General features: G+C 58.3%; 11 protein-coding genes, 1 tRNA gene and 2 pseudogenes. 11 read left to right on the top strand and 3 right to left on the bottom strand.

Annotated features, from left to right (window positions below; translation table 11 throughout):
• Nucleotides 1–2 precede the first annotated feature (2 nt).
• From KTAU_RS02000 to glgA, 4 genes are all read left to right on the top strand, one after another.
• Nucleotides 3–707, top strand: a complete 705-nt coding sequence (locus tag KTAU_RS02000) for a QcrA and Rieske domain-containing protein (RefSeq protein ID WP_112428132.1) — start codon at nt 3–5, stop codon at nt 705–707.
• 241 nt (nt 708–948) lie between these two features.
• Nucleotides 949–1,929: a c-type cytochrome gene (locus KTAU_RS01995; protein WP_151726793.1), complete on the top strand. Its 981-nt coding sequence runs from the start codon at nt 949–951 to the stop codon at nt 1,927–1,929.
• Between the two features lie 483 nt (nt 1,930–2,412).
• Entirely contained in the window at nt 2,413–3,918 is a 1,506-nt protein-coding gene (locus KTAU_RS01990) for a hypothetical protein (RefSeq protein ID WP_151726792.1), read from the top strand.
• Nucleotides 3,919–4,117: 199 nt separating this feature from the next.
• Nucleotides 4,118–5,587: a glycogen synthase GlgA gene (gene glgA / locus KTAU_RS01985; RefSeq protein ID WP_151726791.1), complete on the top strand. Its 1,470-nt coding sequence runs from the start codon at nt 4,118–4,120 to the stop codon at nt 5,585–5,587.
• 223 nt (nt 5,588–5,810) lie between these two features.
• Here the strand turns inward: glgA and KTAU_RS01980 are convergent, their stop codons facing one another.
• Entirely contained in the window at nt 5,811–6,788 is a 978-nt protein-coding gene (locus KTAU_RS01980; RefSeq protein ID WP_151726790.1) for a sensor histidine kinase, read from the bottom strand.
• A gap of 238 nt (nt 6,789–7,026) precedes the next feature.
• On the opposite strand from KTAU_RS01980, the pseudogene larC reads away from it, so the two are divergent.
• The 4 genes and pseudogenes from larC to KTAU_RS01960 form a co-directional block, all read left to right on the top strand.
• Nucleotides 7,027–8,193, top strand: a pseudogene (gene larC, locus KTAU_RS01975) (nickel pincer cofactor biosynthesis protein LarC); the annotation flags it as partial.
• Nucleotides 8,194–8,324: 131 nt separating this feature from the next.
• A complete protein-coding gene (locus tag KTAU_RS01970) occupies nt 8,325–8,891 on the top strand; it encodes a DnaJ family domain-containing protein (RefSeq protein WP_151726788.1) in 567 nt (188 codons plus the stop codon).
• A gap of 609 nt (nt 8,892–9,500) precedes the next feature.
• Nucleotides 9,501–11,111 (top strand): APC family permease, encoded by a 1,611-nt coding sequence (locus KTAU_RS01965; protein WP_170292994.1) that lies wholly within the window; start codon nt 9,501–9,503, stop codon nt 11,109–11,111.
• A 351-nt stretch (nt 11,112–11,462) separates the two neighbouring features.
• Complete coding sequence (locus tag KTAU_RS01960) at nt 11,463–12,956, top strand: APC family permease (protein WP_151726786.1); 1,494 nt, start codon at nt 11,463–11,465, stop codon at nt 12,954–12,956.
• A 264-nt stretch (nt 12,957–13,220) separates the two neighbouring features.
• Here the strand turns inward: KTAU_RS01960 and KTAU_RS01955 are convergent.
• Nucleotides 13,221–13,292, bottom strand: a tRNA-Thr gene (locus KTAU_RS01955).
• A gap of 480 nt (nt 13,293–13,772) precedes the next feature.
• Here KTAU_RS01955 and KTAU_RS22285 point away from each other — a divergent pair.
• Nucleotides 13,773–14,060, top strand: a pseudogene (locus KTAU_RS22285) (response regulator); the annotation flags it as partial.
• Here the strand turns inward: KTAU_RS22285 and KTAU_RS01945 are convergent.
• Entirely contained in the window at nt 14,026–14,898 is an 873-nt protein-coding gene (locus KTAU_RS01945) for an HD-GYP domain-containing protein (protein ID WP_228026342.1), read from the bottom strand. The pseudogene KTAU_RS22285 and the gene KTAU_RS01945 overlap by 35 nt on opposite strands.
• Before the next feature lie 355 nt (nt 14,899–15,253).
• Here KTAU_RS01945 and KTAU_RS01940 point away from each other — a divergent pair, with 355 nt between their 5' ends.
• Together KTAU_RS01940 and KTAU_RS01935 are read left to right on the top strand one after the other, a co-directional pair.
• A complete protein-coding gene (locus tag KTAU_RS01940) occupies nt 15,254–15,925 on the top strand; it encodes an XTP/dITP diphosphatase (RefSeq protein ID WP_151726783.1) in 672 nt (223 codons plus the stop codon).
• A 96-nt stretch (nt 15,926–16,021) separates the two neighbouring features.
• Nucleotides 16,022–19,243, top strand: a complete 3,222-nt coding sequence (locus KTAU_RS01935) for an exonuclease domain-containing protein (protein ID WP_151726782.1) — start codon at nt 16,022–16,024, stop codon at nt 19,241–19,243.
• The last annotated feature ends 9 nt before the right edge of the window (nt 19,244–19,252 follow it).

Here is a 19,252-nt window from a genome sequence, read left to right as displayed (position 1 = left end):
TTATGAGTATGGATTTCCCGCCGCGGGATGTAGATAGGCCACCCTTGACACCGCAGCAGTACGAGGTGCTCCACGGCGGCGGCGCAGAGGCTGCCGAGATTGCCCGGCAACGCCTCTCGCGCCGGCGCTTTCTGCGCCGCGCCACGCTGGCTGTCTGGGGCCTCTCGGCGACTACTGCGGTGGCCGGGGCGCTGAATATGCTCTATCCGAATCTGGCTGGCCAGTTCGGCTCGGCCCTCAATGTGGGCAATAAGAGCGATTTTCCTGCCGCCAAGCCGTCCGAGGCGAAGCTGGATCAGGCCGCTGTCTTTTATCGCCAGGAGGCCAAGACCTATGTGGTCCATCTCGCCAAGGATACGCCTTTGTTGCTCTCTGGCCAGGCGCTAAGCGATCAGCTGGATTCCGAGTGGATTGTTAAGGATAGCGATGGCTCGTACTGGGTAGCGCTCTATCAGCGTTGCGTCCATCTGGGCTGCACGGTGCCATTCCGTGATGACTGTGTGAGCTTTAAGTGCCCGTGCCACGGCTCCCATTATAATGTCGATGGCGAGTTCCTCGATGGCCCGGCACCCCGCAGCCTGGATCGCTTCCGCATTCTCTTCCAGGGTGAGAGCGTGATCGTGGACACGTCTCAGCTGAACAATAAGGTTCAGCACCCCGATGCGTCCACCCGCCTGATCCCCGAGCCGACGATTGCCTGCGCCTGATGCTCGCATTCTCTTCTCCGGCGCCTGGACGGGTAGACGGGTGCGATGTCCAGAGAGAGCAGGCTACCAGAGATGCTCCGGCAGCAGCTCTAGTCAGTCCGGCTCTTTCCGGCACGATGCCTGTCCGGCCCCGCTCTCCGCTGGTTTCTGCCTATGTTCGGAGGCCATCTGCTTCCCGTGCAGGTTCCTGACCGGAGGCAAGAGAAGGAACATTAGGGAAAATCTTGGAAAGGTAGCGCGTATGATCAGTCCTGTCCAGGCAGCTATAGGCATTGTCGTGCTGCTGGTGACCGTTGGCGGCCTGCTCTATCTCTTTTACTCACGCACCAATGCGGTTGAGAAGAGCGGCTATGGGGCGCTGATCATGCTCTCCCTGATCACGCTGATGATCCCTGTCTTTTGGATCATGGAGAGCAATGGCGAGGCGATGGCTAAGGTCCAGCAGCATCAAACCGCTCTGGAGCGCGGAGCTGAGCTATATGCTCAGTACTGTTTCCAATGTCATGGTACCAAAGGCCAGGGCCGTGTTGGCCCCAGCCTGAACAATAATCCCCAGGTCAATAAGTTGAGCGATAATGACCTGCTGCGCATTATCAGCGCAGGTATCTATAATACAAGTACTAATCAGCTCAACGTGGCGATCATGCCGGCCTGGAGCGAGGATTATGGCGGCCCGCTGACCAACATCGATATCCAGTATCTCTTTGAGCTGATTCGCTCATCCGATCCAGATTATCTGAAGGCCAATGGTCTGCCAGCAGGCAATGGCTTCGACCAGGTGCCGGCGCTGATCCAGAAGAATAATCCTACGGCCTATCAGACAGCGGTCGCTCAGGAGAGTAGCGGTCAGTTCGGCAATCCGGTCGATCTGACTTCCAAGAAGAATGTCACGATCGATATCGTGACCGCCCCCAGTGGGGCAAGCTGCTCGCCGGCCTGCTTTGACCCGATCTATGTGAAGGTGAAGGTGGGAACCACCATTACCTGGGTGAATAAGGATACTCAGGCTCATACGGTCACGGCTCTCCAGACCGAGGATCTGAACAATAAGAAGATCGCCTCGAATATCTTCGACTCCGGCCTGTCAAAGCCGATCTTGACCAATGGTACCTTCACCTACACTGTGACGATGGCGGCCTATAATCTGAATAAGGACCATAAGGTCTACTACTATTGCCAGTACCATCCAAGCATGGTAGCGGTTCTGCTGATCGTGCCCTAATCAGAGGCCGCTTGCTAAAAGTGCGACCTGCTTGGTTTGGCTGCCGGCTTTGTACCTTGCCTGCGGACTCTTCTCGTGCTGCTCCTGCTGCATCGAGCTGGGCAGGAAAGAAGAGAGAGCCTGGGCAGGGTGCTGGCAACCATATGGATACTGGGGTCTATGTGGACGCCCTGCGTCAGTGCAGATAAGCGTCAAAGCGTCTTTCGCCGCGTTAAGGAACTGACTGACTGGCCAGGAGATCACCAGCCGGGAGGGCAGGCAGACAAAGAGTTAGCTACTCTCGGGGCGTTCTCCTGGCATGTGGATCGACAAGGATCTACAAAACCGTGCCTGGAGGTACCGGCCTGTCATAGACTGGTGAGAGGCCGGGCAAGATTTACTGCTACGGCGAAAGACGCGGTGATCAGAGCGGGGCTTCGTGCCCCATATCAAGCATGTCGCCGCAACTGTTTGTGGTACATGTCGTTGAAAGGGCTGGCAACTATGCAGAGAGTTCAACCACGGGAGCTGCCTGAGCGCATGTCGTGGGCACGTGCCCTGATCTTTGGTGTCGGCTTCTTCTTCATTACGGCCTTGCTGATCGGGCAGCTTCCGGGCTATATTTTCGATGAGCTGACGGCTTCCACGCTGCAGGGCATGGAGCAAGGCTCGCTCGCCCTCGGTCTGGTCTGCCTGCTCGGCTTCTTCGTCGTTGAGGTTATAGTCCTGCTCTTTGATCCCAAGCCGTTGCTGCCGCCCATGCTCTTCGTCGGCCTGGGTCTGGTGCTCTTTGTAGGGGGGCTGGCGCTGCTCCTCTGGGCGGTGCTCACCCCGGTGACGGCGGGGGGTGTCACGACTAACAGCCAGTACTTTCCATCAGCGAACTTCTTCTGGAACCCGCTCCTCGATGGAAATGTGCTCTGGTTGGAACCGGGGGCTGTTGATTTTGTGCTGATTGCCGTTGTGCTCCTCATCGCCGGAGCCGCTGCCATGTTCTACGGTGGTCTGGCGCTCAAGGAGCAGGGCAATCCGGATCGCAGTGATCCGGGGACCACACCGACCATTCGTGGTCTCACGGTGCTAGGTAGCGTGGTCCTCTTTGCCTACATGCTCTTCTCGATGCTGGTTGATCCCAATGCCCTGGCGGCCCGCATCAACCCGGCCTGCCCCACGGCGATCGACTTGGCAAAGGGCTGTGGGATGATCACCGGTCTTTTCGTGGTGAACGCCATCGAAGGCACGCTGCTGGCCATTGCTGTGGCTGCGACTTTGGGAGCTTTTGCCCTGCGCCTCCATTACCTGATGCGCCCGGTGCGCAAGCGTGTGATGGCGCCTTTTTATGCAGTGGGGGTCAATCTCCTGCCCTTCGGCGTGGCCTTCCTGCTGCTCTGGTTCTTCCTCTATCCTTTGCTCGACTGGATTCACAGCTGGTCGTTGGCGGGCCTCGGAGACTGGCTGACGGTATGTGCCCGTAAGTCGGTGGTGCCCGGTTCCTGCACCTTCTCCCAGCAGGCTGGTTACATTGTCGATGCCTTCTTGACGATGAACTTCTTTGTCCTGCTGATGGCCGCTATCCGCGTCTGGCGCACCAACCGTAACATGGTAATCATTGGAAGCTTCTGGGTAGCGGCGGTTCTGGGATTGGCGACCCTGGTGACCCACTTGCATCCTGAAGAGGCGCTGATCGCGCTGCTCCTCTGTGGCGGCACGCTGGTCATGGTCACGATCTGGACGAGTGTGGCACGGCGCGAGTTCGCCGTGGTGGGCGAGCGCAATCTCGGCTGTCTCGGTCAGTGGCTCGTGGTGGGGACCTGTCTCTTCGTCTATATTGCCGCTTTTGCCTTCTTCTCCATCCCGGGCTTCCGTGAAACAGAGCCGAATATTACCTTTACGCCGGGCCTGCTGATTCCCGGCAAGGGCGCGCCTGATGCCATCATTGTCTTCATCCTGATGGGCTTGCTCGCTGCTCTTCAGTTCTACTTCCTGGTGCGTAATCGCTATAAGGTGTAGTCTGGGCGAGAAAGGCAGCGAGAAGCTGCTGGGGCAGGAAAAAGAGCGGCTCAGCGCTCTCTGAAGCGTCGCAAGGCTCGCTGGTATCCGCAAGGTGAGTAGGCGGACCAGACCACGGCCTGCGGCGCTCTCTTTTTGGGCGCGGAATGATGTATAATGGGGGGACAGATTGTGAAAACGGGAAGACCAGGTAGGCAGTATGCAGTGTGAGAGTCCGCTCAAGATTTTAATTCTCGCCGCGGAAATCGTGCCCTTTGTCAAGGTTGGCGGCCTGGCGGATGTTGTAGGGGCCCTCCCCAAGGCCCTGCAGGCCCTGGGGCATGATGTACGCCTGGCCATGCCACGCTACCGCCAGGTTGATCCTGAGCGCTTTCAGCTCACGCCGGCGCTCGATAGCATCACAGTGGATATGAATAAGTTCCAGGCAAAGGTGAGCGTGCGCCGGGGCACGATCGGTAACGATATTCCTGTCTACATGATCGATGCTCCCCGCTTTTTTGAGCGCGAGAATGTCTATGGCTACACCGACGATGGCGAGCGCTTCATTTTGTTCTGTCGCGCTGCCCTCGAAGCCATGCGCGCGCTCGACTGGTCACCCGATATTATTCACTGCAACGACTGGCACACCGGCATTGTGCCGAATTGGATGCACACTATCTATCGCCACGACCCTTTTTATGGGGGGGCCGCCACCGTCTATACCATCCATAATCTGGCTTATCACGGCATCTTTGGCTATCGCATCCTCGAAGTGGCCGGGGTGGCGGCCAATGGCTTTCTCTATCCGCAGATTGCGGAGCTGGCGAACGTGGTCGATATCATGGGACGTGGTATCCTCTTCGCCGATGCCATTACCACAGTCAGTGAGCGTTACGCTCAAGAGATTCTGACTCCCGCCTTTGGTGAGAAGCTCGATCATTTACTTCGTTCGCGCAAGGATCGACTCTTCGGCATCCTAAATGGTATTGATTATGAAGAGTGGAATCCTGCAAATGATCGCTACATTGCTGCTACCTTCGATTCTAATACACTAGAACGGCGGGCGGAGAATAAGCGAGCGCTTCAGCAACAGGCGCACTTGCCCGTACGCCCCGACGTCCCCCTGCTGGCGATGATCTCGCGCCTAACCGATCAGAAGGGCTTCGATCTCCTGGCGCAAATCGCCCATCCACTGCTGGCCCAAGGGGTGCAGTTCGTGGTCCTGGGGATCGGTGATCCGCACTATCAGGAGCTGTTCCAAAGCCTGGAGCAGCAGTATCCAGAGCAGGTAGCCAGCTTCTTCACCTTCAATACAGAGTTAGCCCATCGCATCTATAGTGGCAGCGATATGTTCCTGATGCCCTCGCGTTTCGAACCGTGTGGCCTGGGACAGATGATCGCGATGCGCTATGGCAGCGTGCCCATTGTGCATAGCGTGGGAGGCCTGGCCGATACGGTGCATGAGTATGACCCGCGCAGCGGAGAGGGCAACGGCTTTACTTTTACGCGTTATGACCCCTGGGAGCTGTTTGCCGCTATTGTACGAGCGCTGGAGTTGTATCGCTTCCCGGACATCTGGCGCGATCTCCAGCGTCGCGGAATGGCTGCCGACTACTCCTGGCATGCTTCCGCTGTGCGCTATGTCGATGTCTATCGCAATGCGCTCGCCTTTCATCAGCAGGGCAAATAGGGAGGCGCTAGCGCAGGTGGGACTCCGACAGCCGGTGAGTGATGGGAGAGACCAGGATGAGGGGAGAGCCCGGGAAGGGTATGGGCGAGGCGTTGGCCGGCTGGGCAGACGGGGGAGGAGGATGGTTGCGCAGCGAGGGCTTCAGGACCTGGCTCTGAAAGACGGGCCGGACTTTGGGCGAGCGCAGGGCGAGATGAGTGGTCACCCGATGGTGCAATGCGGCTCAGATCTGGCGCAGGCTCAGCCAGACACAGGTTCCTTTACCGGGCTGGCCTGTGCTTTCCAGCCAAATCTCTCCCCCCATCTCTTCAAGCAATTGTTTGCTGAGATAGAGGCCAAGACCCTTCCCCTGGGGAGCCAGGTGCAGAGCGCTCTCCAGACGCTGAAACGGTTGAAAGAGTCGTTGCTGCTCCTCGGGCGGGATACCAACGCCCTCGTCCTGGATAGCGAGGTAGATGCGCCGCCCCCGCTGATCTTCGGCGTCGGAGAGTAGCGGGGCGCTGGCTGGTCTGGTGGTAGTGAGAGTAATCCGCAGGCGGCTACCGGGATTGGAGTAGGAAAGAGCATTATTGAATAGATTACGCAGCACCTGACGCAGTTGCAGGGGCTGTGCTATTACGTCGCAGTTGCTCATCTGCAACTCGAGCGTCCGCTGTTCGAATTGCAGACGGGGAGCAAAGGAAGCCAGCACAGAGAGTACTGCTTCTTTGAGATCAAGACGCTCGGCCCCGTTCTGCTCGCCAGCTCGCTGAGGCAAGATAATTGAATCCAGGATAAAGGTGGCTTCATCGCAGGAGTGATTGATTTGTTGAAGATATTGATCGCAAAGTTCTCCTGGGATTTGCTCGCGGTAACAGCGTAGCAGCTCGGCATAGCCCTTGATAGCAGCAAGTGGCGTTCTGACCTCGTGATTGAGGATGAGCAGTAGTTGTTCTCGGTTCTTTTGATCCGCGATAAGCTGCTCGTTTTGCTGGCGGAGTTGCCGACCTTCCTGGTCGATCTGGCGTACCTCGCTGCTGATCTTGAGGAAGGAGCAGCCGACAATGAAGATCTGAGCGGTTACCAGAACAAGACTGCTGTAGATCACGGCATTGGAAGAGCCCAAAAGGCGTGGTAGTATCATCAAGCTGGCGAGGTTGAGCAACCCAATGGTTACCAGGACCCCGCACAGGAGGCGCAGGCAAGTGCGGAGCATCGTCATGTAATTCTTCACCTTTAAGACCCCTTCGCTGAAAGCTCAGAACGAGTTACCTGTCTTGTTCTAGGAAAACGAAGATGGTCTCTTGCCAATTTCTTAATTATACCCTTGGGTCTGGCCAAAGTCGAAAAAAGCCTTGCTATCTGCCTCATCTCATGCCGGGGGAAGCGGGTGCTGGTCGCAAGCCAGCCGGGCTGTGCACTGTCGCTAGCGAGGCCGTTGGCAACAACAAGGAGGGTAAATGATAGCCTATCTGGATTGCTATTCGGGGATAAGCGGCAACATGTTCTTGGGGGCGATGCTTGATGCGGGGCTCTCGTGGAGTGACCTGCAAGAGATGTTGGCGCTGCTGCCGGTGGAAGGCTACCGGCTGCGCCGGGAGCCAATAGAGCAGGGAGGAATAAACGGTCAACGCTTCGAAGTGATCTTAGAGAACCCTGATCAGCCAGAGCGGCATTGGTCTGAGATCCGTCAGCTTTTGGAGGATGCTCCCTTGCCCAGTCGGGTTCGTGAGCGAGCCCTGGCAATCTTTCGCACGCTAGCGGAAGCGGAGGCCAGCGTACACGGTGTGGCGCCTGAAGAAGTGCATTTTCACGAAGTGGGAGCTGTTGATGCTATTATCGACATTGTTGGAGCGGCGATCGCCGTTGAAGCGCTCGGCATCAAGCAGCTCTACGCCTCGCCTCTACCGCTCACTAGTGGCATAGTTAAGACGGCGCATGGGCTGCTGCCTGTTCCGGCTCCGGCCACCTTAGAGATTCTGCGTCGCGTGGCGGCCCCGTGGCGTCCCTGTCCAGCAGAGGGAGAGCTGGTCACACCAACCGGGGCGGCGATCCTCGCTACGCTCGCGCGCTTTGAGCTGCCCGCCATCCGTATCGAACGGGTGGGCTATGGCTTTGGCCATCGTCAACTCCCCTGGCCGAATTGTCTGCGCCTTTGTCTCGGCATGGCTGAGCGCGTGGGGGGTACAGCGGGAGAAGAATTAGATCGTGATTGGGTGACCCTTATCGAGAGCAACCTGGATAATACAACGCCCGAGCTGTTAGGGGCCTTGATGGACGAGCTGCTAGCAGCGGGGGCGCTTGATGTGACTTTCTCGCCTCTGCAGATGAAGAAGAATCGTCCCGCTACCCTGCTGAGCGTCCTGGCACGTCCGGAGCAGAGCGAGGAGCTAACGAGGCTGATCCTGCGCTCCTCGGGCACACTCGGCGTACGCCTGCAGCAGATGCTGCGTCTCAAGGCTCAGCGCCAGCAGGAAGAGCTACTCACCCCGCTAGGACCGGTGACGATCAAGGTCAAACGTCTGGGTAAGCGCGTGGTAAGTGCCGCGCCAGAGTACGAGAGCTGTCGTCGTCTGGCTCAAGAACGCGGGCTGCCCCTGAGCACAGTCTATGAGCTTGTAGAGCAGTGTCTGAACGCGACCCTCCGCTCTCAAGAGCAAACTCTGGCGCAGGCAGACGAACTTGCTGCAACGACCGACTCCCCTGCACCAGGGAGAGAATGAACGCATCAGGTTAGAAGGAGAAGAAGAGGGAAAGCATGGATTTAGAGAAGCAGCGATCCTTCTATCAGCGGCAGCAGCGGCCAGAAGCAACGCAGAGCGATGGAGAGCGAATCCAGAGGGGCTACGATGAGCGGCGCTTTCGAGACTTTGTAGAGGACCAGATTCGCGAGGCTCAGGAGAGGGGAGTGTTTGATCATCTGCCGGGCATGGGCAAGCCATTGCAGCTAGATGAGAATCCCTATGCACGTGAGAAAGAGCTAGCCTATCACCTACTCAAGAGCAATGGGTTTGCCCCCCAGGAGATCGAGCTGGCCAAAGAGATTCGCAGCGAGCTGCAGCAGGTAGAGGCCAGATTGGCCAGACTGCGTGAGCGGCGCCAGCGACTGGCCAGGCGCCGTGTTCCACCTTTCCCCAGCGAGAAGCGAGCCTTCAACACCGCGCTGGCGCAGGCACTGCGCGACTATGAGGCGACTCTGCGTGAACTCAATCGCAAGATTCTGACTTTTAGCCTGATGGTTCCGCCAGCGATGCATATGAATATGGTTGACGTCGATAGCAAGGTCAGGGCATTTCGCGAAAGCTGCCCGCCATTCCCCCTCTGAAGCTCTACTGAGCCACGGAGCGATCTCACGATCATCCCTGGGCTTTAGAGACAGCGGCGAGCGCCTCTAGAACCTGGCTTGTAAGGCTTGGGTGTCCTGCCTGAAGCGCGAGCAACCGAGAGATGGCAGGAGAGTCGATTGCGGGGAAGATGCGGAAAGACCGAAAGCCGACTTCCGGGCAGGCCCTGAGCCTCTCCTTTCTCCCCTCCTCCGCTCGCAGTTTCTCACCACTGCTCACGGACTGGCCATCTGCCCGCTACAGGTAAGAGGGTAAGCAAATACTCCTAATCATAGGACCGGCATAGCAGTCCTGCTCAAGACTGGGTAGACTGCCTATCGGAGGGGTTAGGGATGGATTCCCTCGAGAGCCTGTAGGGGTTCCCTGGCTCCACTCTCAAGCGAGGGAACCTCCACTTTGAGACTTACTGATGCCTGGTTAGCTCACAGGTAGCAGGGAAAGATCTCTTCCCTCCTTATACTATCGAGCCGGCTCAGAGAAGAGAAGGGGCGTGTCGCGGACAGGTGGCCTGCCGGCGGCTCCCTATCCAGCGCGCCCCTGTGATTGCCAGCAACGCGATGCCTGGAGACGTTTTGCATGGAGGTGTGACATTGGCAACGCAAGATGAACTGGTACGGAAAGGGCTGCTTGAGGGAGATATAGATGTTGACCAAGCCAACGTTGACAAACTGCACAAGAACGTCATTGGCCTGCCAGGCGTGCTCTACTTCTGCATTGCCGGCTCGGCTCCCATCTCGGCCATGCTCTTCAACGTGCCCCCTATAGCCCAGCAGGCTGGGGCAGCTTCCCCGCTGGTCTTTCTGCTCTCAGGAATTGGGCTCCTGTTGCTGGGGGTCTCCATTGTTTATCTCTCGCGCCGGTTGACCTCGGCAGGAGGCTTTTACACCTGGGTCAGTCACAGCCTGGGGAAAGGTACCGCCTTCCAGGCGGGCTGGCTCATGATGGGCGGCTACGCCCTCTTTGAAGCGGCCTTAATGGGGGCCTTTGGCTCCTACACCAACAGCTCATTTGCCACCTATCTGCATCTCAATCTTCCGGGTGGATGGGTTAGCTGGGCGCTCATTGGCACGCTCCTCATTTTTCTCCTCTCCTACTTTGACGTTAAGTGGTCGGTCTTTGCTATGGCGCCTTTCCTGATCCTGGAGATCAGCGTGCTCGTGATCCTCGACCTGGTGATCTGCCTGCGAGGAGGAGCGAGCGGGCATGACCTGCTACATACCTTCAGCGCGGCGGGAGCGGATCTTAAAGGAGCGGCACCAGGTGGCGTGCTCGGCATTGGTATCGGCATGGCGCTGGGGGTCTGGTCCTGGGTGGGCTTCGAGGCTGGGGCCGTCTACGGGGAAGAAGCGCGCAACCCGCGCCTAGCGGTACCGGTGGCGATCTTCAGTGTGGTTGCTTTCCTGATCATCCTTTATGTCTGGACGTCCTATTCAGCTACCATCGGCTACGGCTGGCAGCACGCTGTTGATCAGTTTGCTGCCAATCCCAGCACTGCCTATTACACCCTGGCCACCGAGTACGTTGGCGGCTGGTTGCAGGCCCTCATGATCATTGCTATCAGCACCAGTGCCCTGGCCTGCGGTCTCGCCTTCCACAATGGCATGGTTCGCTATCTCTACGCTATGGGACGGGAAGGTATCCTGCCACCGCTCTTTGGTAAGACTCACCCTCGCTATCGCAGTCCCCATATGGCCATTGTGGCTCAGTCGCTCTTTACCTGTCTGCTGATTGCCTTTTTCGCCCTGGTGACGCAGAAGCCAGGGACGAATAGCTATGGCTTGGGCCTGCCGAGCAATGGCTATCAACAGGTAGACGGGCTGGCCCCTTATGCCTGGCTCGCGACAGCTGGGACAATTGCCTTCATTATTGTCTACATCATGGTCAACCTGGCGGCCCCTCTCTTCGCCTGGCGTTTTGACCGCTCCAGCTTTGGGATCATGCGCCACGTCGTAGCGCCGCTGCTCAGCTCAGTGGTCCTGCTGATCCCGCTGGCTTCCTTTATCATGCCTGCTATCCCAGGTCCCATCGGCTCCTTCTTCACAATGCTGGGTTTTGCTCCCACTCCCTTCCCGACCAATATCCTGCCCCTGTTCGTGCTGGCCTGGATCATCTGCGGCCTGCTTTATGCGAATTATCTGGCGCGCAGCGACCCGGAGCGCTATGAGAAGATGGGGCGAATCGTGCGCGGCGATGTCGTCTAACCCGCAGGTGGACCGGGGAGGCGTCCCTGCCTCCATCTACAAGCCTTAACCCTTCCTGCGCCGCCTCTTCAGGGCCAGGAGAGCCAGCGGACTGCGCCCAAGCAAGCAAACAGGCTCTCCTGGCCCGCCCTCTTACACTTCAATCTCGATAAATATAATATCTTCTATTTATAGCTAAATGTGGCCAATCTTGTGTTATTTTTCTTGCAAAAAGCAAATAAAGCAGTAAACTCAGCTTAGAGAAGAGCCGACCCATCACCAGCGAGTCGGGTGGGAGGAAGAAAAGCGGATCAGAGGCAGTGGAGTCGCTGCGGCGCAGGTGGGAAGGTTCAGGTCAGGGGGAGGAAACTGATGGCGCTCTACTCGGAGAGGAGCAAGTGGCACAGTGCTCAAGAGCCGCTGGCCTCAGAAGAATACGTGGTCAAGGCCATGCCGGCAGTGTTAGGCACCGTTGAAATGACCGCCTTTTTTATCGTCATTGTCTTCTTCATTACCAATGCCAACACGGCGAGTACAGCGGGGCCAGCGGCGCTCACCTATCTGGTGGTTGGAGCCATTGTCTTCTTTCTACCCAGCGTTATTGCCACTGCCCAGCTGGGTGTGATGTTCCCGTACGAGGGTTCGCTCTATAATTGGACCCACAAAGCTTTTGGGGGCTATTGGAGTTTCTTCGCGGCTTTTTGTGCCTGGTTCCCGGGCGTTCTGGTGATGGTCAGCGCGGCAGATAATGTCCTGGCCTTTATTCAGGGACTTAATCGCCAGTGGGTGATGCAGCCCTGGCAGCAAGGACTGGTCATCATCGGCACGCTGGCGCTGGCCGGCCTTCTAGCGCTCCAGCGCTTTCGGACGGTAGCGAATGTGATCCTGGTAGCGGCGAGTGCTATTGTAGGGGCACTGGTCATCCTGGGGGGAGCGGCGACCTGGTGGCTGCTCAGTGGGCATGCTCCTCTGAGCGACTTTGGGGAGGTAGAGGCCTGGCTGCCGACCCTCGCTCCGCATGGAGGGAACATTGCCACCTTTGGTCTAGTCATACTGGCCTATCTCGGGGCCGAGACACCGCTCAACATGGCTGGAGAACTAAAGCACCGGCGGGTGATAACGCGCCATCTCTGCTGGGGGCCGCTTGTCGTCCTGCTCGGCTATCTGATCGCTACGACTGCTCTGCTCATCGTCGAAGGGCCGACCAGTGGTGCCCTGCTGCCGGCATTAGTAGCCACTGTTGATCTCAGCCTTGGTAAGATCGCTGGCAATCTTATGGCTGTTTGCCTGATCATCTTTTTTTTCACGGCCATTGTGGCCTACAACTGCAGCTATGCTCGCCTACTGCTGGTTGCGGGGATTGATCAGCGGCTTCCTGCTGGAGTGGGACGCCTCAGCCGCAGCCGGATTCCGGCCAGAGCCATTCTCTTCCAGACAATCATGGCTATCATGCTCGCTGCCCTTATCTTCATTGTGGCCCCGCTGGTAGTGCACGTCGGCTCTCCTGCCGACCTGACCACTGAAGTCTACAATGTGATGCTGGCCTCCTCGACCCTGGTCTGGGCCACCTCTGCCTCATTTCTCTTTGCCAACCTGATCATGCTAGCCTTGCGCAATCGCGAGACATTCCACGCTCAGCTGATCTTACCGGCGCCGATCCTCTGGGGAAGCGTGGTGCTTGGCCTACTCTCATCGCTGTTTGCTGTTGTCGATTCTCTTATTTTCTCCTGGATTCCGGCGCTTATTCCCAATGGCAGCTGGTGGTACATTATTGGGGGGGTGACCTGCTTCTGCCTCATTATCGCGGCCATCGGCAGCATGTTCGCTGCCAGTGAGGCCGACTGGCAGGGCTTGAACGGTGAGTGATTGGCCGCGTGGGGAGAATAAAGGGCCAGTGGTGGAAGGGCAGAACAAAGGTTAATTATTGAAAGCAGCGCGAGGTGCGAGCCAAGAAGAAGGGCTTGAGCGTCTCTTTAAGTCAGCAAGTGTCTCCACTCACCGATCTGGCTAGCTATGACCTGCAGCGATCAGGGCAGGCAGGTTCCCGGCGAAGGGACAGAAGAGGGGCCATTACGCTGTCGAACGAGGGGTGGTAACAATAGAAGGAGAAACCAGAAAGGGCAAAAAAAGAGCCGGTGGTCGGACTCGAACCGACGGCCTGCGCATTACGAGGGCGCTGCTCTACCACTGAGCTACACCGGCTGGGATTGGGTTAACCAAACGACTGCAGTGCTCCCCCACTGGTTACTCCGTTGTGGGGGCTAGCCACCTGAGCTATTTACCGCGCTTAATTATACTCCTCGTCTAGAGCGGCTGTCAAGCATCAGTTTTGATACAGAGGCCAGGAGCGTCGTGGGCGCAGGAGAGTGGCTGGAAGTGGTGTGGAGATATATTCTGGCAGAACCGCTATCCGCATCGACCGGAGTGGGCGTCTTCATTTCCGGGATGCAAGGCGGCCCACTAGGTCAGAAGAGGCTAGGGGCAAAGAGGAACGATAAGGTTGGGGCCTGGGCATCTTGTGCGGGCCGTCTGGGCAGGGTAGGGATGAGCGAGAGCACAAATAGTACTCTCTGAAAGAGCCGTGCCTCTTAGGGAGCTGATGCGTCTCTATCGAAGGAAGCGAGTAGTGCTATTCTGTCGAGATGGTTGTCTCTGTTGCCAAGAGTAGTTGCAGGCTGACCTATGAAGGAAAGCAAGACGGTGCTCATTATAGATGATGATCGTGACGTCAGCGAGCTGTTGCAAATGGTCATTCTAGAACGCACGGACTATCGTCCATTATGGATAGGCGAAAGCGAGCTGACGCTGTATGCGGCCCCGCACGTCAGGCCGGCATTGATCCTGTTAGACTATCGGCTACCGCGTATGCATGGTCTGGAACTCTATGACCGTCTGCAAGAGATTGAGACCATGCGCAACGTGCCCACCGTGCTTATCACAGCCTGGAGTGACCTGCCGCTTGAAGAGCTACGCCGTCGCGGTATCTATCTGTTGCGTAAGCCTTTTGATCTAGAGGAGCTTCTCCAGCTAATGGCGATGTTGCTACCTGGTACAGTGCCTCCCGTGTCTTGAAAACCAGAGCAAAAAGCTCGACCAGGGCTGGATCAAACTGGGTGCCGGCATGGCGCCGAAGTTCCGTCAGGGCCTGGAGGGGAGTGCATGGCATCTGGTAGCTGCGTCCGCTGGTCATGACGGCAAAAGCATCGCTGATCGCGATCAGACGAGCCCCGAGAGGGATCGCCTCGCCGGCCAGCCCGGTCGGGTAGCCGTGACCATCCCAGCGCTCGTGATGGTGGTAGACAGCGCGCACCATGACCTGGGGGGCTTGCAGACGGCTCAGGAGTAACGCCCCTTTCAAACAGTGAGTGCGAATCTGGGCAAACTCCTCTGCGGTCAACGCTGTTGCCTTATGCAGGAGCTGTCTGGGCAGCGCCAGTTTGCCAAGGTCATGGAAGAGGGCTGCCAGCTCGATCAGGAGACTCTCATGTACCGACAGACGGAGAGCCTGCAGGAGCGGTGCGGTAAGCAAGTAGACATGTAGCGAGTGATGATAGAGCTGCCCGTCATATTCGCGCAGCGATCGAAGAAGATGAGCAAAGCCGCCAGCCGGGAGCGGTGGCTCCTGCTGAGTGGAATCTGTCAACACAGGTGTTGTCTCCACTGGCTCTGGTTTCGATTCTATCAGCAAGGTCTCTTGAACGGTTGCCAGGTTGGCCCGCCGCTGCTGCCAGCCAGAACGAACCGTTGCTGCCACTGACTGTCTCGCTTCTCCGCCAGCAGCGTTGCTGCCGTTTGAGTTGTACCTCATCATCTCTTATCCAGGTCAGTCTGGCAGGCTTTCCTTCGCTTGTCTAAGCGTTTGCCCCTCTAAGAGAGATACGTTTCAGCCAACGAAAAAGTTGAAGGCGGAGATGGATATAGCCGCAGCGGTCCCACGAGGTTGGTGGCAAGGCGCTCAACGGCCTTTTCGCCTCTCGACAAGGTAGCCACGGTATGGTAATATGGGATCAAATTTGAAACTATCCGCCTGGGACAAGGAGCGAACGGGCCTGGGAAGGTCTTGCCCGCGCAGGAAATCAGGGTGAAGGGAAGCAGTTCCCGTTAACGGCTTCTGACGAGACCAGTGCTCCTACCTGCGTCTGCTCCGTAATTATCTAAAGTCGATGAAGCAACGCGAGACGAGCGATCAACCCACTCAAGAGCCAAGGCGTTTGCTGCTAGCGACTACGAATCGCGATAAGCTGGAAGAACTGCGCACGCTCTTCAAGGGTCTGCCTTTTCATGTAGTCTCTCCAGTAGACATCGGTCTTACGCTGGAGGTGGAGGAGACCGGGCAAACGTTCTGTGAGAATGCCGAGCTAAAAGCGCGGGCCTACGCAAAGGCTTCAGGTCTGCTGGCGCTGGCTGACGACTCGGGCCTGGAGATCGATGCCCTGGGCGGTGCGCCCGGTATCTATTCCGCTCGTTTCATGGGGCAGGAGACACCTTACGAGGAGCGCTTCCGGTTTATCTTGCAGCGTCTGCAGGGGCTTCCGCCAGAGCAGCGCACAGCACGTTTCCGCTGCTGCATAGCCATTGCAGAGCCTTGGGGCTACTGTCGCACGGTCGAAGGGGTCGTAGAAGGCCAGATCGCCGAGGAGCCGCGCGGCAGCAACGGTTTTGGCTACGATCCAATTTTCCTCGTTCCTGAACTTGGTAAGACCACAGCCGAGCTGTCCCCGGAGGAGAAGCATCGCATCAGTCATCGGGGAAGGGCGGCGCAACTGGCACGGAGACTGCTCGCAAGCTGGCCTCCCTTCGCTACTTCTGCCGACCTGCTCGACGCTCTGCCTTAGCCTGGCCTTGCGGCGAGGGGGAGCAGCGATCGCTAAGTACGCAAGCAAGCAGGTGAGTGCAAGAGCGAATGAGCAAGCAGGAGAGAAAGATTTCCTATGGGGAAGAAGCCGCCTATCCGGGTCGCGCTTGATCTGGAAACAACCGGCCTGCATGTGGAGCAAGATGCTATCCTCGAAGTGGCTGCGGTCAAGTTCCAGGGCACGACGATCCTCGATCGACTTGAGACGCTGGTGGCGCCGGGGCGTTCCATCCCTTATCGGGTGCAGCGCCTGACAGGGATCACACCGCGGCAACTGATCGGGGTGCCTTCGTTTGAGGCGATCGCGCGCAAGCTGCAGCAGTTTGTCGGCAGCTTTCCGATTGTTGGGCATAGCATCCCTTTTGATGTCAGCTTCTTACGCCGGCAGGGGTTGGCTTATCATAACCAGCTGATCGATACCTTCGAGCTGGCCTCGGTGCTCCTCCCCTCGCTGCCGAGCTACAGCCTGGGCTATGTGGCGCGCTTTCTGGGGGTGCCCAGCTCCCCAGAGCGCCATCGGGCGATGGCCGATACATTGCTGGCCATGCATGTCTTTCTCGCCCTTTATGAGCGCCTGCAGGCGATTGACCTGGCGGCGCTTGAGGAGCTTGCCCATCTCGATGCTCCACCTGATTGGCCGCTGTTGACCTTCTTCCGCCAGGAATTGCGCGAGCGTCAGCGCGAGCAGGGGCTGCAGCGCGGCCCCATTTGGGGAAGCCTCGGCCAGCATTTCGCCACCCAGTTGGGCATGGACCCGCGGGTCCTCTCGTTTGCCGTGGCGCGTGCCGGCCCGCCGCTTCCCATATTGACCGCTGAGGCGGAGCGCTCATCAACGCCTCTCCCTGATGATCGTCCTCGTTTGCCAACCCAATCTCTTGCGTTCTCCTCATCGGAGGCGGCGCCTGACCTGCAAATCTTGCTTGAGGCCAGGCGCTCAGAGTGCGAGCGTCAGCGTCTCAGTAGCTATGCAGCCTTACAGCACCTGTTGCATGAGACGTTGGCCCGTTGCGAGACAGCCTTAGTCGAGACCACGCTTGGTGGCGATGACTATGTGCCGCTGCTACTTGCGGTTCTTGAATGGCTCAAAGACGCTGCCAGGCAGGCGGGAGCAGCCTCATTATCGTTACCTCGTCTGCTGATCAGCTGCGCTTCCACCCAGGCGGCCTATCGTATCAGAGATACCTTGCTACCACGTCTCCAGGAGCAGCTTGGAGCGCGTTTCGCCGTGGCCTATCTGGCTGAGCGCGATGGCTACCTGTGTCTGCATCGCTGGTTTGGTACCGCTCAAATGCGCGTGGGAGGTGGGCCGCGTTCAGAGGAGGCTCGGGCTTTTGCGAAGTTCACACTGTGGGCGCAGGAGACGCTGACCGGTGAGCGGGGCGAGTTGACGCTGTTGCCCCACGAGGTTGCGAGTTGGGAGCGCATCTGTTCGGGAGGCGAGCGCCTCGTGGCGAGCGATGAGCGTCTTGGCAGCATCTATGAGCGCTGTGCCTATCGTCGCAAAGGCTACTGCTTCTATCAACGGGCCGAGGAGCGGGTGCGAGCTGCACAGATTGTGGTGACGACCCATGCAGGACTGCTTGATGATCTCTCTTCTTCCCATTCCCTCTTATCTGAGATACCGTATCGCCTCATTCTCGATGCTGATCTCCTTGAAGAGGAGTGGGCGCGCCGCAGCGGCGTAGAACTGAGTCATGGACGGTTGCTAACGCTCCTCCAGACGCTCGGCATCGAACTACCCAATGGGCGTTACCAGGGCCTGCTGGCGCTAGCGGCTCCGGCCTTGCGCGAGGAGGTTGTCCCTTCCGCTGGCGCTCCCCTGAATCTGGCTTCCTCTTCCACGGTCACGCGGGCCGAGCTGGATACCCGCTTGCTCTCCTGGTTCCAGGCTCTGCGTCAGGCTTGTGGGGCGGCCAATCACTTTTTCCTGGCGCTGACACACTTGCTGGATGAGGCCTTGCATGCTCCTGTTGCCAGCCAGAGTTCTCGCCATGATCGTGGACGCTCCCAGGCAGCTCGCACGCAGGGTCAGAGTCCGCGTTTCGCCGAGCGTCTTGATCAAGCCCTGCGCCTCCAACGTTCCCTGCTAAACCTGGAGGGCTGGGATGAGGCTACTCATGCCTGGCGTCAGCTGTCGCAGCGCCTACAAACGGTGATCGAGCTGGCTCAGGAGGCTGAACGCTTGCTGCTGACGGGCAACCGCAATAGAACGCGCCAGGAGCGGCCAGGGCTGTTAAGCGACGCCCTGGCGGCAGAGTTTGCCATGAGCGCTCAGCGGCTGCGGGCTCTCAAAGAACAGGGGGATCAGGCTTTTGCTCTCACTGAAGGAGAGATGGTCTACTGGTTGCGTGTTCCACCAGCCCCTGTGCATCCACAGCCGCGCAGCTTAGACAGCGCTGCAGCGGCCCCGCTAGTGGAGCAGCCGCTGGAGCATGCCCCGGCCATCTACAGTCAGCCGATTCAGATTGCTCCTATGCTAAAGCGTTTGCTGTTTCATCCGCAGCGGGCGACCATTTTGGCAGGCGTGGCTTTAGCGGTCGCTGGCGATTTCTCCTTTGTGCGGGGCCGGCTGGCGCTGGAAATGGAGCAGTGCCCAGCCTATTCGCTGGAAGGCGATCGCTGTGCGCAGACGCTGCTCTATATCCCCAATGATGTTCCTGAGCCCAATATGCCCCAGTATCAGCGGCGACTCGATGAGGCCATTTTGCAGATGGCCGAAGCCTTAGAGGGCCAGATTCTGGTCTTATTCACCTCACACGCCGCACTACGCAGCTCCTACTCTGTCATCAAGGCCGCCCTGGAGGCGCGTGATATCCTTCTGCTCGGTCATGGGATCGACGGCTCGCCGCGTCAACTCTGGCAGATCTTCGCCGAGCAGCCTCGCGTTATGCTCTTTGGAGCGGGAGGCTTCTGGGAGGGTGTTGAAGAGCTACCGACACTGCCCTCCTGCCTGTTTATCACCCGGTTGCCGATGCCGGCCCTCAATGATCCTCCTCTGGCGGCCCGAGCCGAGCAGTATGCCGACCAGCTCCATCAAATGACCGTGCCCGTCGCCGCACTGCGCCTGCGTCGAACGCTCAATCGCCTGGCCTGGAGCGCTGGTAAACGCAATAGCGTCATTATCTTTGATCGGCGCCTGATCTCCAAAGAGTATGGGCAGCTTATCCTGCACTCACTACCGCGCTGCTCACAGCGGCAGGATAGCGTGACCCAGATGCCCGAAGCCGTTTTGGACTGGCTCACCTCGGATGGCCTCGGTGGTCAGTCAGCGCCTGGCTCCGGCGTCGAGCTACCTTGACCCGCATCT

This window comes from Thermogemmatispora aurantia (assembly GCF_008974285.1).
GTDB classification, from domain to species: Bacteria; Chloroflexota; Ktedonobacteria; order Ktedonobacterales; family Ktedonobacteraceae; genus Thermogemmatispora; species Thermogemmatispora aurantia.
The sequence above is the reverse complement of the archived record's forward strand: the minus strand, read 5'-3'. Positions and strand labels throughout refer to the sequence as shown.

What these genes read in the sequence shown, in the direction of transcription:
- KTAU_RS01970 (WP_151726788.1), top strand. Translation starts at nt 8,325, where the DNA reads ATGGATTTAGAGAAGCAGCGATCCTTCTATCAGCGGCAGCAGCGGCCA.
- KTAU_RS01990 (WP_151726792.1), top strand. Translation starts at nt 2,413, where the DNA reads ATGCAGAGAGTTCAACCACGGGAGCTGCCTGAGCGCATGTCGTGGGCA.
- KTAU_RS01935 (WP_151726782.1), top strand. Translation starts at nt 16,022, where the DNA reads ATGGGGAAGAAGCCGCCTATCCGGGTCGCGCTTGATCTGGAAACAACC.
- glgA (WP_151726791.1), top strand. Translation starts at nt 4,118, where the DNA reads ATGCAGTGTGAGAGTCCGCTCAAGATTTTAATTCTCGCCGCGGAAATC.
- KTAU_RS01995 (WP_151726793.1), top strand. Translation starts at nt 949, where the DNA reads ATGATCAGTCCTGTCCAGGCAGCTATAGGCATTGTCGTGCTGCTGGTG.
- KTAU_RS01960 (WP_151726786.1), top strand. Translation starts at nt 11,463, where the DNA reads ATGGCGCTCTACTCGGAGAGGAGCAAGTGGCACAGTGCTCAAGAGCCG.
- KTAU_RS01980 (WP_151726790.1), bottom strand. Translation starts at nt 6,788, where the DNA reads ATGACGATGCTCCGCACTTGCCTGCGCCTCCTGTGCGGGGTCCTGGTA.
- KTAU_RS01945 (WP_228026342.1), bottom strand. Translation starts at nt 14,898, where the DNA reads ATGAGGTACAACTCAAACGGCAGCAACGCTGCTGGCGGAGAAGCGAGA.
- KTAU_RS02000 (WP_112428132.1), top strand. Translation starts at nt 3, where the DNA reads ATGAGTATGGATTTCCCGCCGCGGGATGTAGATAGGCCACCCTTGACA.
- KTAU_RS01940 (WP_151726783.1), top strand. Translation starts at nt 15,254, where the DNA reads ATGAAGCAACGCGAGACGAGCGATCAACCCACTCAAGAGCCAAGGCGT.